The following is a 17,383-nucleotide window of genomic DNA, read 5'->3' as shown; positions in this document are numbered from 1 at the left end:
AATTTTTCATGGCTTAACGTTCCCCGCGTGCCAGATGCGCTCGGCATAGCGGCCAATCACCGCCAGCGAGACGGCAAGGATCAGGAAAAACAGCACTTTGTGCATCCCGTTCCAGAAAAACTCAAAGAAACGGGTATAGAGATTGATCGCAAGGAAGGTTAGTCCGAAGCCGCGCAGCATTCCGTCATCGGTTTTCAGGCTGATAAAAATGCAGACGCCGGCCGCTACGGCAAACAGCAGCCCCCACGGCAAGAGTCGCGCCTGGCTCACCTGGTACCAGCTGTCTGCGTCGTAATTGCCGAAAATCGACAGGATCCACAGCGCAATAAACAGGTACGTGAGGCCCATCGCCTTGCTGACGGTAAACAGCTGCCGCTGGCGAAGCAGGGATTGCGCGCCGTAGCAGAGCGCCAGCAGCGCGCCGCCGAACAGGACGAAGCGAATCGGGTAGTTCATGCCCAGCCAGTAGGCGCCCCACCCCGAGACGTAGCCGGTTTCCGCGCCGAACCAGTTGCCCAGCGCCAGCAGAAAAAAGAGCCACACCAGCCCGGAGCGGGCAATATAGCCGATGGCGCCGTAAATCACGCATCCGGCCAGAAACAGCGGTGCGATATGGCCGCTGCCGTTATCCAGCCGTTCGCCAAGCTGCCATAGCGACACGGCGGTAAAGACGACGCCCAGAAACAAAATCGCCTCGGTGCTGTAGTGCCATTGCGTTTCCCGTCGCTGGCGGCGAAAGCCCCAGCCGTAGCAGACGACTGCCAGCAGCGCAGGCAGCAGGATCCGCGTCAGCGCCGAGTGGCTGAACAGGCTCAGCAGCCACGCCACCAGCTCGCTGTCGGCGAACAGGCTGCCCAGAGCAATCAGCACGCAGGCCAGCGCGGTCCAGAAGGCATAGCGGCTCAGGCGCCGCCAGTCGAAGGGGGAGACGCGCAGCGTGTGCGCCAGCCGCTGACTGTCCGACGGGGTTAACTCCCCGCTGGCCTGCCAGGCGTTCAGCGCGCGCTGAATAATGCGCTGCTCTTTTCGGGTTACGTTCATAGGCATTCCTTGAGACTGATGACAAACCTGTTTTCGCTAATGTGCTCGCCTTTCTGCCGGGTGGCGGCGTACGCCTTACCCGGCCTACAAACCCAAATCACCGCGGGTCCTGGGGCTGCTGAAACTGCCGATGCTGGCGGCCTCAACATCGCTGAGACGTTCCCGGCAGGCCGGGGCAGCCCGCATGGATGCGGGCTGAGGGCCGTGTTTTGCACGGACGCTGCCTCGGCCCGACCCGAAGCCTGCAGGGATAAGTCGAAGGTACCACGCAGTGGCGATGTTGCTGGCCGGAGCCCGGGGGTACAGGGGGCGGCGGCGACTGGCCGCCCCCTGTGCGCTCCCTGCGCCATGAGTGACATAACGCAGAAGGCGTATCGGGAGCGCAATGTGTGCTGAAGTCGTAGATCACATACAGGACTTCCCGACAGTGCTTTCCCTACCCCTCTCCCGGAGGGTAAGGGAACCGTCCAGCAGCGCCGGCCGGGAATACCCGAAGATGGCACATTGCCAGCCATCTGATTCCTTGTGATTAATGTTGGTCCAGCCACGCCAGCGCCTGCTCGCCCGCCTCGTCCATCGGCAGATAGACCAGCAGGCGCGAACCGTTGCGCGGCGCCGAATACCAGTACATCTGCTGCAGACTGAATCGCCCGAGCTGCGGGTGGTTAAAATGTTTAATCTGGTTTTCCACACCGCGCACCTCGTAGCGCTGATGCCACAGCGTTTCAAACTCCGACGAGGCAGCGAAAAAGCGCGCCAGCTTGTTTTCCCACGCCGGATCGCCGCGGTGCTCGGCCATCGCGGCGCGAAAATAAGAGACGAAGGTCGGCAGCACATCGCGATTTTCGATCCGGCTGCGCCAGGTCTCATGGGTCAGATAGAGATAAATACAGTTGCGATCTTCTTCCGGGAGGGTGGCGAAATCGATGCCCATCAGGCGGCAGAAGCTGTCGTTCCAGGCCACAATATCAAAGTTCGGTTTCTGAATGCTGGCCGGCTGCGGCATCAGGCTGTCCAGCATCCGGCGGGTGCCGGGGCTGATGCCTTCGCACACCGTCACCTGGGTGGCTTCCGGCGGGGTCAGCCCCGCCAGTACGAACAGGTGCCGGGTCTCCAGCGGACTGCACTGCAGGGCATTCGCGACCCCCACCAGCACCGCCTCCGACGGATTCACCTCCCGCCCCTGCTCCAGCCAGGTGTACCAGGTGACGCCGACGTCGGCGAGCATCGCCACCTCTTCCCGACGCAGGCCCGGCGTGCGCCGGCGGCCCACGCGGGGCAACCCCAGGCGCTGCGGATCGAGGCTTTCGCGGCGGGCGCGCAAAAATGCCCCCAGCTGTTTGCGTCGATCGTCCGGCACGGCGATCGTCAACTCCCGTTGCGGCATCGTGGTCATCACCCCTCCAGCATAGTAGTGCCAGTACCAGTATAGACAGGAACTGGTACCCGTTTAATTTATCGGTAATGCTACGTCGGTCTGCTGAATGACGCAATGGAGAATCCCATGAATACGTCTGCTGTTTCACCCGGCCGCGCCGGTCTGTTGCTGCTGCTGGGCGGCCAGATGCTGCCGCTTATTGACACCTCGATCACCAATGTGGCGCTGGACGCCATCACCCACACCCTGGCGGCCAGCGCCACGCAGCTGGAGCTTATCGTCGCGCTCTACGGCGTCGCCTTTGCCGTCTGCCTGGCGATGGGCAGTAAGCTTGGCGATAACTATGGCCGCCGGCGCCTGTTTATGTGGGGCGTCGCCCTCTTTGGCATCGCTTCCCTGCTGTGCGGGATGGCGAACAGCATCAGCGCCCTGCTGGCGGCCCGCACCCTGCAGGGCGCCGGGGCGGCGCTGATTGTGCCGCAGATCCTCGCCACCCTGCACGTGACCCTCAAAGGCCCCGCCCACGCCCGGGCCATCAGCCTGTATGGTGGGATCGGCGGGATCGCCTTTATTGTCGGACAGATGGGCGGCGGCTGGCTGGTATCGGCGGACATCGCCGGGCTGGGCTGGCGCAACGCCTTTTTTATCAATGTGCCGATCTGCCTGCTGGTGTTGGCTCTGAGCCGCCGCTATGTGCCGGAAACCCGTAGCGAGACGCCGTCGCGTATTGACTGGCAGGGCACGCTGTACCTCGCGCTGATCCTCTGCTGCTTGCTGTTCCCGATGGCCCTCGGTCCGGAGCTGCACTGGCCGCTGTGGCTGCAGCTGATGCTGGTGGCGGTCCTGCCGCTGCTGTTCGCCATGCGTCAGAGCGCCCTGCGCCAGCAGCAGCGCGGCGACCATCCCCTGCTGCCGCCGCGTCTGCTGCAGTTGACCAGCATCCGCTTCGGGATGGCCATCGCCCTGCTATTTTTCAGCGCCTGGTCCGGCTTTATGTTCTGCATGGCGCTGACCATGCAGGAGGGGCTGGGGATGGCGCCGTGGCAGTCCGGCAATAGCTTTATCGCCCTCGGCGTGGCCTATTTTATTTCGGCGCTGTATGCCCCGCGGCTTATCGCCCGCCACAGCATGGGGCGGATCCTGTTGACTGGTCTGGCGGTGCAGATCGCCGGGCTACTGCTGCTGTGCGCCACCTTCTCCCGCTTCGGCATCGCCACCACCGCCCTGACGCTGGTCCCCGCCACGGCGCTGATCGGCTACGGTCAGGCGCTGATCGTCAACAGCTTTTACCGGATTGGCATGCGCGATATCAGCGCCAGCGACGCCGGGGCCGGGAGCGCCATCCTCAGCACCCTGCAGCAGGCGACCCTCGGTCTCGGACCGGCTATCCTTGGTTCGCTGTTCCTGGCGCTGGCCCGTCGCGGCGGCGGAAACTATCCGCAGGCGCTGATTGATTTTCTGCTGGTCGAGGTGGCCATGATGCTGTTGCTGGGGGCGATCGCGCTGTGGCTGCGCCATCATCTCAACCGACAGCCTGCGACGGTAGCGTCGTAATACCGGCGGCGGTGATTTGCATAATAGCTATCCAGCGGTCATCATACCCGCTGGATATTCAGGAGACGTTATGCAGGAATTAATATCGCAAATTGCCGCCTTAGGAATCGAAATAACCCCCACCCGCTCGCTGATGATTATCTTCGGCATTATCTTATTCACCGCCGTGGTCGTGCATCTGATATTGCACAAAGTGGTCCTGCGCGCGTTCGAAAAACGGGCGTTGGCCAGCAGCCATCTGTGGCTGCAAATCATCACGCAGAATAAACTCTTTCACCGACTGGCCTTTACCCTGCAGGGGATCATCGTCAACGTGCAGGCGGTGCTGTGGCTGCAAAAAGGCAGCGAGGCCGCGGAAATATTAACCACCGTGGCTCAGCTATGGGTGATGATATATGCCATGCTGTCCTTCTTCTCGCTGCTGGATGTGATCTTAAAGCTGGCGCAGAAATTTCCCGCCGCCTCACAGCTGCCGCTGAAGGGCATATTCCAGGGGATTAAGCTGGTGACGGCGATTATTATCGGCATCCTGATTATTTCCCTGCTGATAGGCCAGTCACCGGCGATCCTGATTAGCGGGCTCGGCGCGATGGCCGCGGTGCTGATGCTGGTGTTTAAAGATCCGATCCTCGGTCTGGTGGCCGGTATCCAGCTCTCTGCCAACGATATGCTCAAGCTTGGCGACTGGCTGGAGATGCCGAAGTACGGCGCCGACGGCGCGGTGATCGATATCGGCCTCACCACGGTGAAGGTACGCAACTGGGACAACACCATCACCACCATTCCAACCTGGTCGCTGGTCTCCGACTCGTTTAAAAACTGGAGCGGCATGTCGGCCTCCGGCGGCCGCCGCATCAAACGCAGCCTCAACATCGACACCACCAGCATTCATTTTCTTGATGAACAGGAGCAGCAGCGCCTGATCCGGGCGAAGTTGCTTAAGCCCTATATGGATTCGCGCCACGAGGAGATTAGCGCCTGGAACCAGCAGTACGCCGGGGAACAGTCGGTTCTCAATGAGCGGCGAATGACCAATGTCGGCACCTTCCGCGCCTATCTGCAGGAGTATTTACGCCATCATCCACGCATCCGCCAGGATATGACCCTGATGGTGCGCCAGCTGGCGCCGGATGCCAACGGGTTGCCCATCGAGATCTACTGCTTCACCAACACCGTGGTGTGGGCGGAATATGAGGGGATCCAGGCGGATATTTTCGACCATGTCTTCGCCGTGGTGGAGGAGTTTGGCTTACGCATTCATCAAACGCCCACCGGCAACGACATTCGCGCGCTGGCGGGCGCCTTCTCCCGCTGATCCTCAGGCGCTGGCGCGGGCTATCACGCGCCAGTCCATCATCACCCGCTCGACGGCGGCGTCGGGATCGTCGATGCGTTTCATTAACAGATCCACCGCCGTGCGGCCGATCGCCCGGGAGGGCTGTTCGACGGTGGTCAGCTGCGGGGAGACCACTTCCGCCAGCTCGGTGCCGTCGAAGCCGATCACCGCGATATCCTCCGGCACCCGCAGTCCGGTCTGGGCGATCGCCCGCAGCGCTCCGGCGGCAAGCGAGTCCGAAACGGCAAAAACCGCGTCGGGCTGCTCGTCTTGCGACAGCAGTTGCTCCATCGCCCGTTTACCGGCCGCCGCGCTAAGATCCTGCGCGTAAGTCACCTGCTGATACACCAGACCGTGCACGTGCAGCACGCTTTTATAGCCGCGCTCGCGCAGACGGGCATAGCGATAGCTCAGGTCGTGATTAATGAGCGCAATGCGGCGGCGGCCGCTATCGGCCAGTCGGGACACCGCCCCCTGAGCCGCCTCGACGTCGTTAATCCCGACGCAGGAGATGCTGCCGGTGTCGGCATACTCCGCGCACTGCACCCAGGGCGCATCGCCAATCATGGTGGTCAGTTCCGGCAGGCTGGAGAGCGCGTTCATGGTAATAATGCCGTCGACCATTTTGCCGGAGAGCAGCTGCAGGCCCGAGGTCGAGCGGGCCAGATCCGACCCGGAGTTACACAGCAGAATGCGGTAGCCATTCTTCTCCGCCTCTTCTTCTATCCCTTTCACCACCTCGGCGCAAAAGGGGTTAGCGATATTGGAGACCATCACCAGGATCATATTGCTGCGAGCGGTTCGCAGCTGACGCGCCAGCAGGTTCGGCTGATAGTTGCTCTCTTTGATCGCCTGCAGCACGCGCTCACGGTTTTTGGCTTTTACCGTATCGCTGTTGTTCAGCACCCGCGACACCGTGGCCACCGAGACGCCGGCCAGACGAGCAATTTTCTGAATAGACATAAACCCTGCACTTCCTGCGATAGAGGTGGATCCTGCAGGCTATCATAAATGACCTCTGGTCAGCCTGCCAGCCTGGCGCGAAAGCGCGGGAACGCACGAGAAAACTATTAAAAATCAGGGCTTCTCTCCCACGCCGTTAACGCGCATCCTTTTGCCGTTCCACCCGGTTCGCGCTCTGGCGACAGCCCCCCTGGCGCCCTATTTCTTCGTTTATGATTAAGGATGATATCTCCATGAGGCTCTCCACCGCGGTTCTCGCCCTCAGCTGTGCCCTGGCAACGATCACCGGCTGCACCTCGTCAAAATCGTCACCGGAACGCCACGCTTACGCGTTTGTCGCCCACCGCTCCGATTTTGTCGGCGGCAATTTCACCGTCAACCGCCAGGAAAATTACCGTTTAAACCTGCCGACCTTCACGGCAATGTACGCCCGCGGCCAGCAGGATAAAGCCGCTGGCATGAGTGAAAGCGACGCCCGCCGCACCGCTGAGGCCATCAAACAACAGGCGGCGCAGGGCACCCGCACCGAGCACGCCTTTACCGGCAACGCCAGCGACAAATGGGATAATGCGATGGAAAATAAAGATGCCGTCCTGTTCGGCAACGAGCTCTCCGGTGCCTATCTCGACGGCTATCTTGGGGTGAAATAATCCTGCGCCCCGCCTGCGCTCAGCGTTCGACGCTGACCCAGCGCTGCTGCTGATGGCTTTTGACGATCGCCTCGATGATGTACATCACATCGGCGCCGTCGTCGAAAGCGGCGAAGCGCCGGGCCCCGGCCTCCGGCATCTTCCCGGCGCGCACCGCCTGATAAAAATGCCCCATCATATTCTTGAAGGCATCCGGCCAGCCCTCAATATGGCCGCCGGGATAATGGGCGCTGGCGGCGGCCTCCGGCCGCAGCAGGCTCGGGTCGTCGCTGAGCAGGCGATCCGGCTGCTCGCGGTGGCCGATCCACAGTCGCTGGGGCACTTCCTGATCCCAGGCCAGAGAACAGAGGCTGCCGTTAATCTCCACCGCCAGACGGTTTTTCCGCCCGGCGCTCACCTGGGAGACCATCAAGCTGCCTTTGCTGCCATCGTCAAAACGCAACAGCACCGAGCCAAAGTCCTCAGTATCGACAGGCCGGGTTTCATATGCCTGCGCCTCGTGAACGGCGCTGAAGGTCGCTTTACCATTGACCGGCGCTTTACGCGTTGGCCAGACAATCGACAGATCCGCCATCACCTCGACAATCCGCCGACCGGTCATAAACTGTACGGTATCGCACCAGTGGGAGCCGATGTCGGCCACCGTCCGCGACGCGCCCCCCTGCGCCGAATCGACCCGCCAGTTGTAGTCGGTCTCCAGCAGCATCCAGTCCTGTAAATAGCTGCCGTGCGCCGCGAAGATCCTGCCGACCTCGCCATGGCGGATCATCGCCGCCGCCTGCTGGACCATGGCGAACTGGCGATAGACGAAGCTGACGCCATGCACCACGCCGGCCCGGGCGGCAAGCGCCACCAGCTCCCGCGCCTCCTCCGCCGTCATACACAGCGGCTTTTCCGAGAAGACGTGCAGCCCGGCGGCGAGGATCTGCCGGTTAATCTGGGCATGCAGATGGTTCGGCGTACAGTTATGCACCACCTGCAGCCCCGGATGGGCCAGCAGCGCCTCCACGCTGTCGTAGGCATGGGCAATGTTCAGCGCCTGCGCCTTGCGCTGCGCCGCCTCAAGGCGGCTGTCGCACAGCGCCACGACCTCGACATCTCCCAGCCGCCGCAGCGCCTCCAGATGCGCCGGGCCAATAAACCCTGCCCCGATTATCGCAACCTGAATCATGTTATTCCCTCCCGCCGGCGGCAAAGTCATCGAAGGCCCGTCCGGCAACGGGAATGATATGGCGGCGGATAAACTCGCTGCCCTCGCGCGCGCCGGTCTCGGCGTCCTTCAGGCAGCACTCCCACTCCAGCACCGCCCAGCCGTCAAAATCATATTCGGTCAGCTTACTGAACACCCCTTTGAAGTCGATCTGCCCGTCGCCAGGAGAGCGGAAACGCCCGGCCCGCTGCTGCCAGGGCTGGTATCCGCCATAGACGCCATTGCGCCCGTTGCGGCGAAATTCGGCGTCCTTGACGTGAAACGCTTTAATACGCGAGTGATAGATATCGATATAAGTCAGATAGTCCATCTGCTGCAGATGCAGGTGGCTCGGGTCATAGAGCATATTGCAGCGCGGATGGTTATCCACCAGCGCGAGAAAACGCTCAAAGGTCACGCCATCGTGCAGATCTTCGCCGGGGTGGATCTCATAGCAGACATCGACGCCCTGTTCGTCGAAGTGGTCCAGCAGCGGCCGCCAGCGCCGGGCCAGTTCGGCAAAGGCCTCATCCAGAAGCGGCTGATTGTGCGGCGGCCACGGATAAAAAAAGGGCCATGCCAGCGCCCCGGAAAAGGTCGCATGCGCCTTCAGCCCCAGGCGGCCGGAGGCCACTGCCGCCTGGCGCACTTTCTCCACCGCCCAGCGCTGGCGCGCCTGCGGATCGCCATGTAGCGCGGCTGGGGCAAAGGCGTCAAACGCCGCGTCATACGCCGGATGCACCGCCACCAGTTGCCCTTCAAGATGAGTGGACAGCTCGCTGATGACCAGCCCATGCTCCGCCAGGGTGCCGCTGACCTCGTCGCAGTAGGTCTGGCTCGCCGCCGCCCGCTCGACATCAAAAATCGCCGGGTGGTTGCAGGGGATCTGCAATGCCCGGTATCCCAGGCCGGCGGCCCACTGCGCCACCCCCGCCAGCGTGTTAAACGGCGCCTGCGGGCCAATAAACTGCGCCAGAAAAATGCCCGGTCCCTTAATCGTTTTCATACCCCCTCCTGAAAAATTAGTGCGGCTCTTTCTCGTTGTACTGGAAAGAGAAAAGGAAAATCAGCGCGATAACCGCGGCGGCCACCGCCGGGATCCACCAAAAGGTCACCCAGGCCTGCGGCACGCTCTGGCCGGCCACCAGATGGTTATACAGCGCGCCGGAGATCTGCGAGCCCAGCAGCATGCCGATCCCGTAGGTGAACATCACAATCATGCTCTGCGCCTGGCCTTTGACCTTCTCGCCCGCCACGCGGTCGGTGTAGATAAAGCCGACGACAAAGAAAAAGTCATAGCACACGCCGTGCAGCAAAATGCCCAGATAGAGCAGGAAGCGCCCCTCTTCGCTGACCCCGAGGGCAAAAAAGGCGTAGCGGACAAACCACGCCACCATGCCGATGAGCAGCATATATTTCACCCCGAGGCGACGGAACAGCAGCGGGATCACCAGCATAAAGACGATCTCTGACATCTGGCCGAACGACATCGCGGTGCTGACATCCTTGACGCCGGCATCCGCCAGATACGACGCGGTATAGGCGTAATAGGTGCCTAACGGCACGGAAATTAAGGTGGCGCAGAGGGAGAAAATCAGGAAGTGACGGGTTTTCAGCAGCGCGAAGGCGTCCGCGCACAGCAGATCGCGAAACTGCACCGGCATGCCTTTGGCCGGCGCCGGGGTATGGGGCAGCGTCAGGCTGTAGATCGCCAGCGCCACCGAACAGAGCGCCGCCACGGTGAAGATGCCGGTGGTATCAGAGATGCCGGTCACCCCGATGCAGATCCCGGCGATAATCCAGCCGATGGTGCCGAACACGCGGACCACCGGGAAGGTTTTATCGATATTGGCCAGGCTGTGGAACGCAATATTGTTGGTCAGCGCCAGGGTCGGCATATAGCACAGCGTATAGCCGAACAGCAGGCCAATCAGCAGGGCGCCGTTCTGCGCCACCAGCGCCTGGGGGACAAACCACAGGATCGCCGCCCCGGCCAGGTGCATCACCGCCATCACCTTCTGCGAGGCGAAAAAGCGGTCCACCAGCATCCCCAGCACAAAGGGGGACAGGATGGAGGCGATCGGCCCGGCGGAGAACGCATCGCCGATCAGCAGTGACATCTCATAGCGGGTCATCACCAGCCCCAGGGTCACCGACCAGCTGCCCCAGATAAAGAACTGCATAAACATCATTAACGACAACCGCGGCACCAGAAAACGGTGGCTCACGCGGACACTTTCCCGACCTTCTGTTGTTGTGACCATGTTGCTCGCCCTCAGAAAAGTAATCGATTACAAAATCGCTCAACACAAAAGTAATCGATTACAAAAAGAAGATCGTCAGGCAAATTCCCCACCTGCGAAGAGGATCACAATAAAAAGGCAGGCAGCCCCGCCGGACGGCGGGACGTCTCGCTTACGCCGGGCGGCGCAGCAGTTTGAAGGCGATAAACAGGAACAGGATCCACACCGGCAGCAGGATTGCCGACAGGCGCATGCCGTCGATAGTGCACATCAGCACCAGAATCAACCCAAGGAAAGCAATGCAGAAGTAGTTGCTGGCGGGCGCCAGCAGCGCTTTGAACTTCGATTCACGCCCTTTGCGGCGCTGGGCGGCACGGAACTTCAGGTGCGCCATACAGATCATGATCCAGTTCAGGAGCAGCGTCGCCACCACCAGGGCCATCAGCAGCCCCAGCGCTTCATGCGGCAGCAGGTAGTTCAGCACCACCACCAGCGAGGTAATGACGCCTGACAGCAGCAGCGAATTCACCGGCACGCCGCGTTTGCTGACGCGGGCGAGGAACGTCGGCGCATTGCCCTGCACCGACAGGCCGAACAGCATCCGGCTGTTGGAGTACACACCGCTGTTATAGACCGACAGCGAGGCCACCAGAATGACGAAGTTCAGCGCGGAGGCCACCATGTTGCTGTCGAGATGATGGAAAATCATCACAAACGGGCTGCTGTCGGATTTGATCTCCACCCACGGGTAGAGCGCCAGCAGCACCACCAGCGAACCGATATAGAACAGCAGGATACGATAAACCACCTGGTTCACCGCTTTCGGGATGCTCTTTTCCGGGTTTTGCGCTTCGGCGGCGGTGATGCCGATAAGTTCCAGCCCGCCGAAGGAGAACATAATCACCGCCAGCGACAGAATAAGACCGTGCCAGCCGGTGGCGAGGAAGCCGCCGTGTTTCCACAGGTTGTCGAACCCGGCTTTGCTGCCGCCGTGGCCGCCAAACAGCATCCACAGGCCAAAGGCAATCATGCCGATAATCGCCAGCACCTTAATCAGTGCGAACCAGAACTCCGCTTCGCCATACAGACGGACGTTGACCAGGTTGACGGCGTTAATAATGAGGAAGAAGGCCGCCGCCCAAACCCAGGTGGGCACGTCGGGGAGCCAGTACTGCATGTAGATCCCGGCGGCGGTCAGCTCCGCCATCCCTACCAGCACGAACATCACCCAGTAGTTCCAGCCGGACAGGAAACCAGCGAACGGGCCCCAGTATTTGTAGGCAAAGTGGGCAAAGGAGCCGGATACTGGCTCTTCCACCACCATCTCGCCCAGCTGGCGCATGATCAGAAAAGCGACAATCCCGGCCACGGCGTAGCCCAATAAGACCGCCGGGCCAGCCATTTGAATCGCAGGACCAATGCCAAGAAACAGGCCGGTACCAATCGCGCCGCCAAGGGCGATAAGTTGAATGTGTCGGTTCTGTAAACCGCGATGAAGCGTCGGGCCGCTCTCTTCTACGGCATCCGACGACGTTGACGCGTCTTTCACGTCGTTCCCCTGTGTGTTTTTGTGAAGGGGCACCTTTTATCACTTAGGGGGAATTGTCGCAAGTTGCGCGGGGCGAGCGTCAGCCGCCCGCCCCGCTTTTTTAGCGTCAGAAGTCGTAGCTCATTGAGACGCGCACGGTACGCGGATCGCCTTCGAACAGATAGGTACCGGTATCGTCAATGCCAGACCAGTACTTCTCGTTGGTCACGTTGGTCACCCCGACGCGCCAGGTCATTTCGTTCTGGTCGGCGTTCAGGCGCATACGATAGCGCAGGCCTAAATCCAGGGTGGTGTAGCTATCCAGCTTCTTGGTATTGGCCGCATCGGCATACTGCGACCCGCTATGATTGACGCGCGCGGTGGCGGTCAGGCCTTCCACCGGCTTGATATCATACTCGGCGCCGAGCACTGCGTAGAAGTTAGCCACCCCGATGGCATCTTTACCGTCGGTTGCGCCTTTAGCGGTTTTAGTTTGTTTGGCATCCAGCCACACCGTACTGGCGTTAAGACGCAGCCCCAGCATCGGCTCGCCGAAGACGTTCATCTCTACGCCGCGGTTACGCTGCTCGCCGTCGAGGCCGTAATTGCCAGCGGTATCGGAAATAGCGTTCGGTTTTTTGATTTCAAACAGCGCCAGCGATCCGCCGATCGTTCCGTAGTCGATCTTGACGCCCACTTCGTCCTGCTTCGAGTGCGCGATCCCGGTACTCTGCCCGGCATTGGCCGCCGTCGTCGGCGCCACAGAGCCCGGCTGCAGCGCTTCGGTATGGTTAGCATACAGCGACAGCTGCTCCCACGGCTTGTACACCAGGCCAAACGTCGGCATCCAGCGGCTTTGGTTATAACGCGAAGAAGTATCTTCCAGCCCGGTGGCGTTGCTGTAGTTGCGCACAACCACTTTCTGATGACGAGCGGCGGCGGTAAACAGCACTTTATCGTTAAAGAAGCCGAGGGTATCACTCAGCAGCCAGCCCTGCGTACGGCTGCGCGAGGTGACCAGCGGATCGTGGTAGTTGCCGCCAAAATAGGCGTTATCCGGCATCGCCACATCACGGTTGTCATAGATATTGGTGGTCGGATTCTTCGCCGACATCCGCCAGGCGGTAGCATCGGTATGCACCTGCGCCGCATAGCCGAGGTTCACCTTATGCGAAATCGCGCCGGTATTGAAATCGCCGCGTACCCCGCCCATGCCGCTGATCGCGTCAATAATGCGGTTAGTATCCAGGCGGCCCACCGTCGCATCGCCGTTTTTATTCAGAAGCTTCGGCGCGCTGTAGGTGCCAATTTCATGCGAATGCTGGCCGCCGAGGGCGCTGTATACCGTCCAGCTATCGGTCAGGTCATATTCTGCCTTCGCCATGCCGAATTCGCTTTCGATATCGCTATAGCCCCACTTCTGGCTGTAGTTTTTGCTGTTGTCCGGCAGCGCCGGAACGAAATCCACGCCGCTGATATTGACGCCCATCGTACCGCCGTGGAACGTTTTCTTCTGGTAGCCGAAATCGAGCGAGGAGCGGAAACGGTCGCCGCGGTAATCAAGCCCCAGCGAAGCCAGCGTAGTACGACGTTTATCATTATCGATAGCGCCTTCACCCTCGCGATGCACCAGGTTGACCCGGGCGCCGAACTGGTTGTTGTCGCCGAAACGGCGTCCCAGGTCGAGGGTGCCGCCCACCTGAGAATCAGAGGTATAGTCGACGCCAACGCGCGCGGTCGGCAGATCTTCCGCCCGTTTCGGCTCAAGGTTAATCATCCCGCCGACGCCGCTGCTGGCCGCACCGTTAAGCAGGCTGTTAGCTCCTTTGAAAATTTCAACGCGCTCCAGCATCTGGGTGTCCATCACCTGACGCGGCACCACGCCCGCCAGGCCGCCCATGGTCATGTCATCGCCATCGAGCTTAAACCCGCGGATTCGATAGGTCTCGGCGAAGTTGCCGTAGCCCTGTACGGCCTGCACGCCAGCGTCGTTACTGACGACATCGGCGATGGTTTTCGCCTGCTGATCCTGAATCAGCTTCGAGGTATAGCCGATAACGTTAAAAGGAACGTCCATCGCCTTTTGTTCGCCAAGCATCCCCAGACGGCCGCCGTGAGCGATCTGCCCGTCGAGGAATGCCGGAACCACCAGGTCGCCGCCGGATTTAAAATCGCTGGTTTCGTTAGCCTCGACGATGAGGCTCTCTTCGCCAGGTTGCTTCGCGGCGGCAGCGTCCGCGGCCATCGCCGTTTGACTGGCAGCGCCGATGGCTAAGGCCAGCAGCGTTTTACGCAGCGGGAAGGATGAATAGTGCGTGGTGTGCATAATTTGCCCCATGGATGAGGATAAATGAATCAAAGGGCCCGTCGCCGGACCCGTTATTTTTATTGCGCGTTCAGGTCAATGCGTACGACGCTGTCCGGGCCTTTTGTGGAGTGGTCTTTATTGAAGGGCTGTTTGACGGTGACAAATAGCGTCTGACCATCGGCGGAAAGCAGCAGGCTGTTGGGATTGGCCGGCAGCGCCCAGCTTTTCTTCAGCGTGTAGCGGCTGGCGTCAAGGCTGATAACCTTGCCGGATTCACGCTGCGAAATATAAATTTCGTGGCGTTTCTTATTGAACTGCACTGCCAGCGAATCGCCGACGTCGAGCTGTTTAAGCAGCTTGCCGCTGTGGATATCCAGCACCAGAGTGGTTTTCGCTTTCGAGTTATCAGTCACAAACAGGCGGCCGGTGTCGCTATCTTCGGCCATATTAAGCAGCAGCGCTGGCTTGTCGCCCAGCGGCTTCCAGCGCTGTTCAATGCGCTGGTTATGTGGGTTGATCACCAGAATTTCACCGCTGCCGTTAGCGGCGTACACGCGACCGGTTTGTGCGGAGTAGTGCAGGCCGGTCATCCATTTACCGGTATTTTTAATCCGCGTTTTCAGCTTCAGAGTGGTGGCGTCAACCACCCAGATTTGCGCCGGGTCGGCGACCGCACCAACGTAGAGAGTATTATTCAGCAACAGCAGCTGACGGGCCCCATAAGGGCGACCTTTTTCGTTGCGCTCGCTGAACAGCAGGCGGTTTTTTACCTTGCCGGTGGCGGTGTCGATAGCGCTGATGCCGCCGTCAAGCGAATTGCTGACATACAGCGTTTTACCCTCCGCAGAGAGCTGTAAAGCGAAGTTTTTCAGATCGGTGTGCGTCAGGCCGATGGTATTGAGGGTGTGCGGATCCAGTGTGTAGACCGCCCCGCCCTGCACATTTTTAAAGCCTTCGGCGCTGGCGACGTACAGCGCATCACCCTGCGGGCTTAACGCCATCTCGTACAGCCCTTCCGCTAGCTGGCGCTGCAGCGGTTGCGCCACGTTAGGGGCTGGCGAGTCGACAACCGGTTGGGAAACGGCAGAGGAATGAGGCGTCGCGCAGCCGCTTAACGCCGCGCTGATGGCCAGCGTCAACGTCGGAAGTGTGTATTTCATTGGATCAACCCTATAAAAAATCAATGACCCGATGGACGCGCAGCGACCGATATTGTCTGTTTCCAGCCTGCTGTCTTTACGTCACCCTACGCCTTCGCGACTCTTAGTGAACGACTCACTGGCGCAGCTCGAACCTTGCCAAAATTACGAATGAAAAAGAGAATGAGAACTATACTCATTATCCAATGTCAAACAAGTCCTGGCGGGCAAAAAAGATAATCTGCTGATTTTTTTTACGGCAATGGCGGATTACGAGGGGAAGACAGGATCCGTGACGGGAAAAGAGTCCCGGAAGCGATGCCGTGCACCGCCCGGGTTGCAGGCCAGAAGGCACACGATGTGTTGCCCATCTGGCGCAAAGCGACACATGACAGCGCTATGTCGCTGAACGGCGATTAATAGCGCACCATCACCGACTTCAGCTCCGTATAATCATCGATAAACGCGCTGCCGAATTCGCGCCCGATGCCCGAGCCCTTCATGCCGCCGAACGGTACCGCCGGGTCGAGGAAGGTATGCATATTGACCCACACGATGCCGGCCTCAATCGCCTCCGAGTAGCGCAGCGCCAGGCGGATATTATCCGACCAGACGCTGGCCGCCAGGCCATATGGCGACGCATTGATCCGCGCCAGCGCCTCTTCTTCACTGCGATAGCCGATAAAGCTGCATACCGGACCGAAGGTCTCCTCGCGCATCAGGGTGCTCTCTTCGCTGCGGACTTTGACCGCAGTCGGCTGCAGGAAATACCCCTCTCCCGGCAGCGCTTCGCCGCCGCAGACGATGGTATCCCCCTCGTCGCGCGCGGTCTGGATCAGTTTGAGCACTTTCTCGTACTGCTGGCGGTTGGCCAGCGGCCCCATCAGCGTCTGTTCATCCAGCGGCGATCCCGGCGCGAAGGCGCTGAGCTTGTCTTTCAGCAGCGCCAGCACTGCATCCAGTTTGCCCTGCGGCAGATAAAAACGCTCCGCAGCGGCGCAAATCTGCCCCTGGTTCAGGTAGCCGGCTTCAATAATGCCGTTGACCATCGCCTCCGGCGTTAGGTCATCGAGGAACAGCGCGGCGTTTTTGCCCCCCAGTTCAAGGGTCACCCGTTTACCTGACGCGCAGGCCGACTGCTGGACTTTTTCACCGGTGGCCACCGAGCCGGTGAAGCTCACCTTGGCGCAGGCCGGATGCGTCATCAGCCGCTGGGCAATCTCGCCGCCGGTGCCGTTGACCACGTTAATCACCCCATCCGGGATACCCACCGCTTTCGCCAGCTCCGCCACGCGCAGCAGCGTCAGCGGCGTATACTCGCTCGGTTTGAGGACGATGGTGCAGCCGCAGACCAGGGCCGCCGCCAGCTTCCAGATGGCAATCATGATGGAGAAGTTCCACGGCACGATGCCGACCACCACCCCCAGCGGCTGGCGGCGGGTGAAGGCGGTATATTTCTCACCGTTCATGGAGGGGAGCGAGATATCCAGCGTTTCGCCGGTGACTTTCCCCGCCCAGCCGGCGAAGTAGCGCAAAAACGCCACCGATTGATCCAGCTCCAACATCCGCGCCAGCATGATGGTCTTGCCGGAGCAGAGACTTTCCAGCTGCGCCAGCGCTTCGCGATGCTCAGCCAGGGCATCCGCCAGCTTCAACAGCAGCGTACCGCGCGCCAGCGTCGGCATCTCACGCCACTGACTGAACGCCTGGCGGGCGCTCTCCATGACGCGATCCGCCTGATCCACATCCGCTGCCGTCACCTCAGCAATTGCCTGACCGGTGGCCGGGTTAACCACCGCGAACGGCGCGCCGTGGCCCGCCTCACGTTGACCGGCAATAAACTGCCCGTGTGGCTGGCGTAAAAAGGCGGTCACTTCCGCCAGTAAGGTTATCTCGCTCATCGTCAGCACCCGTTTTTTTAGCAAAGTTGGCCTATCACAGCACGGTTGCTCTGCGCCGCCCATCGTTCTAAAGAACGTCATTCTTCCGGACGATATTCAACGCCCGCATGGCGTGCTGTGATGAGGACCTTGAGCCAGGCAAGACCACAGGGT

The 17,383-nt window shown here is 60.5% G+C and carries 13 protein-coding genes; 3 read left to right on the top strand and 10 right to left on the bottom strand.

Annotated features, from left to right (window positions below):
* Positions 1-6: 6 nt before the first annotated feature.
* Both N438_RS15655 and N438_RS15645 read right to left on the bottom strand, forming a co-directional pair.
* Complete coding sequence (locus tag N438_RS15655; RefSeq protein ID WP_039102939.1) at positions 7-1,041, bottom strand: hypothetical protein; 1,035 nt, start codon at positions 1,039-1,041, stop codon at positions 7-9.
* Between the two features lie 529 nt (positions 1,042-1,570).
* A complete protein-coding gene (locus tag N438_RS15645) occupies positions 1,571-2,437 on the bottom strand; it encodes a helix-turn-helix transcriptional regulator (protein ID WP_022065427.1) in 867 nt (288 codons plus the stop codon).
* A gap of 108 nt (positions 2,438-2,545) precedes the next feature.
* Between N438_RS15645 and N438_RS15640 the strand changes: the two genes are divergently transcribed.
* Together N438_RS15640 and N438_RS15635 are read left to right on the top strand one after the other, a co-directional pair.
* On the top strand, positions 2,546-3,973 hold the full coding sequence (locus N438_RS15640) for an MFS transporter (RefSeq protein WP_012968758.1): 1,428 nt from the start codon (positions 2,546-2,548) through the stop codon (positions 3,971-3,973).
* A 70-nt stretch (positions 3,974-4,043) separates the two neighbouring features.
* Complete coding sequence (locus tag N438_RS15635) at positions 4,044-5,288, top strand: mechanosensitive ion channel family protein (protein ID WP_004202471.1); 1,245 nt, start codon at positions 4,044-4,046, stop codon at positions 5,286-5,288.
* Positions 5,289-5,291: 3 nt separating this feature from the next.
* Here N438_RS15635 and N438_RS15630 read toward each other — a convergent pair whose 3' ends face one another.
* Complete coding sequence (locus N438_RS15630) at positions 5,292-6,272, bottom strand: LacI family DNA-binding transcriptional regulator (RefSeq protein WP_094284836.1); 981 nt, start codon at positions 6,270-6,272, stop codon at positions 5,292-5,294.
* Positions 6,273-6,505: 233 nt separating this feature from the next.
* Here N438_RS15630 and N438_RS15625 point away from each other — a divergent pair, with 233 nt between their 5' ends.
* Positions 6,506-6,922 (top strand): Exc2 family lipoprotein, encoded by a 417-nt coding sequence (locus N438_RS15625; protein WP_004183289.1) that lies wholly within the window; start codon positions 6,506-6,508, stop codon positions 6,920-6,922.
* A 19-nt stretch (positions 6,923-6,941) separates the two neighbouring features.
* On the opposite strand, the gene N438_RS15620 is transcribed toward N438_RS15625, so the two are convergent.
* The 7 genes from N438_RS15620 to N438_RS15590 all read right to left on the bottom strand — a co-directional run bounded on the left by N438_RS15620 (position 6,942) and on the right by N438_RS15590 (position 17,230).
* Complete coding sequence (locus tag N438_RS15620; RefSeq protein WP_012542529.1) at positions 6,942-8,093, bottom strand: Gfo/Idh/MocA family oxidoreductase; 1,152 nt, start codon at positions 8,091-8,093, stop codon at positions 6,942-6,944.
* Position 8,094: 1 nt separating this feature from the next.
* Positions 8,095-9,117 carry a sugar phosphate isomerase/epimerase family protein gene (locus N438_RS15615; RefSeq protein WP_012968760.1) on the bottom strand — a complete coding sequence of 341 codons (1,023 nt, stop codon included), beginning with the start codon at positions 9,115-9,117 and terminating at the stop codon, positions 8,095-8,097.
* Positions 9,118-9,133: 16 nt separating this feature from the next.
* Positions 9,134-10,339, bottom strand: coding sequence for an MFS transporter (locus tag N438_RS15610; RefSeq protein WP_012542531.1), 1,206 nt, complete (start codon positions 10,337-10,339; stop codon positions 9,134-9,136).
* Between the two features lie 187 nt (positions 10,340-10,526).
* Positions 10,527-11,903, bottom strand: a complete 1,377-nt coding sequence (gene pheP / locus N438_RS15605; protein ID WP_012968762.1) for a phenylalanine transporter — start codon at positions 11,901-11,903, stop codon at positions 10,527-10,529.
* 106 nt (positions 11,904-12,009) lie between these two features.
* Positions 12,010-14,208 carry a TonB-dependent siderophore receptor gene (locus N438_RS15600; RefSeq protein ID WP_116696365.1) on the bottom strand — a complete coding sequence of 733 codons (2,199 nt, stop codon included), beginning with the start codon at positions 14,206-14,208 and terminating at the stop codon, positions 12,010-12,012.
* A gap of 59 nt (positions 14,209-14,267) precedes the next feature.
* Positions 14,268-15,350: a YncE family protein gene (locus N438_RS15595; RefSeq protein ID WP_022065420.1), complete on the bottom strand. Its 1,083-nt coding sequence runs from the start codon at positions 15,348-15,350 to the stop codon at positions 14,268-14,270.
* Positions 15,351-15,745: 395 nt separating this feature from the next.
* The gene (locus tag N438_RS15590; RefSeq protein WP_116696364.1) at positions 15,746-17,230 is read right to left on the bottom strand and encodes an aldehyde dehydrogenase family protein; all 1,485 of its coding nucleotides are present in this window, start codon (positions 17,228-17,230) and stop codon (positions 15,746-15,748) included.
* Positions 17,231-17,383 lie beyond the last annotated feature (153 nt).

It is taken from the genome of Klebsiella sp. GL120222-02 (assembly GCF_003097195.1).
Taxonomy (GTDB): Bacteria; Pseudomonadota; Gammaproteobacteria; order Enterobacterales; family Enterobacteriaceae; genus Klebsiella; species Klebsiella variicola.
Note: the sequence above shows the minus strand (reverse complement) of the source record. Positions and strands in the feature narration are given on the sequence as shown.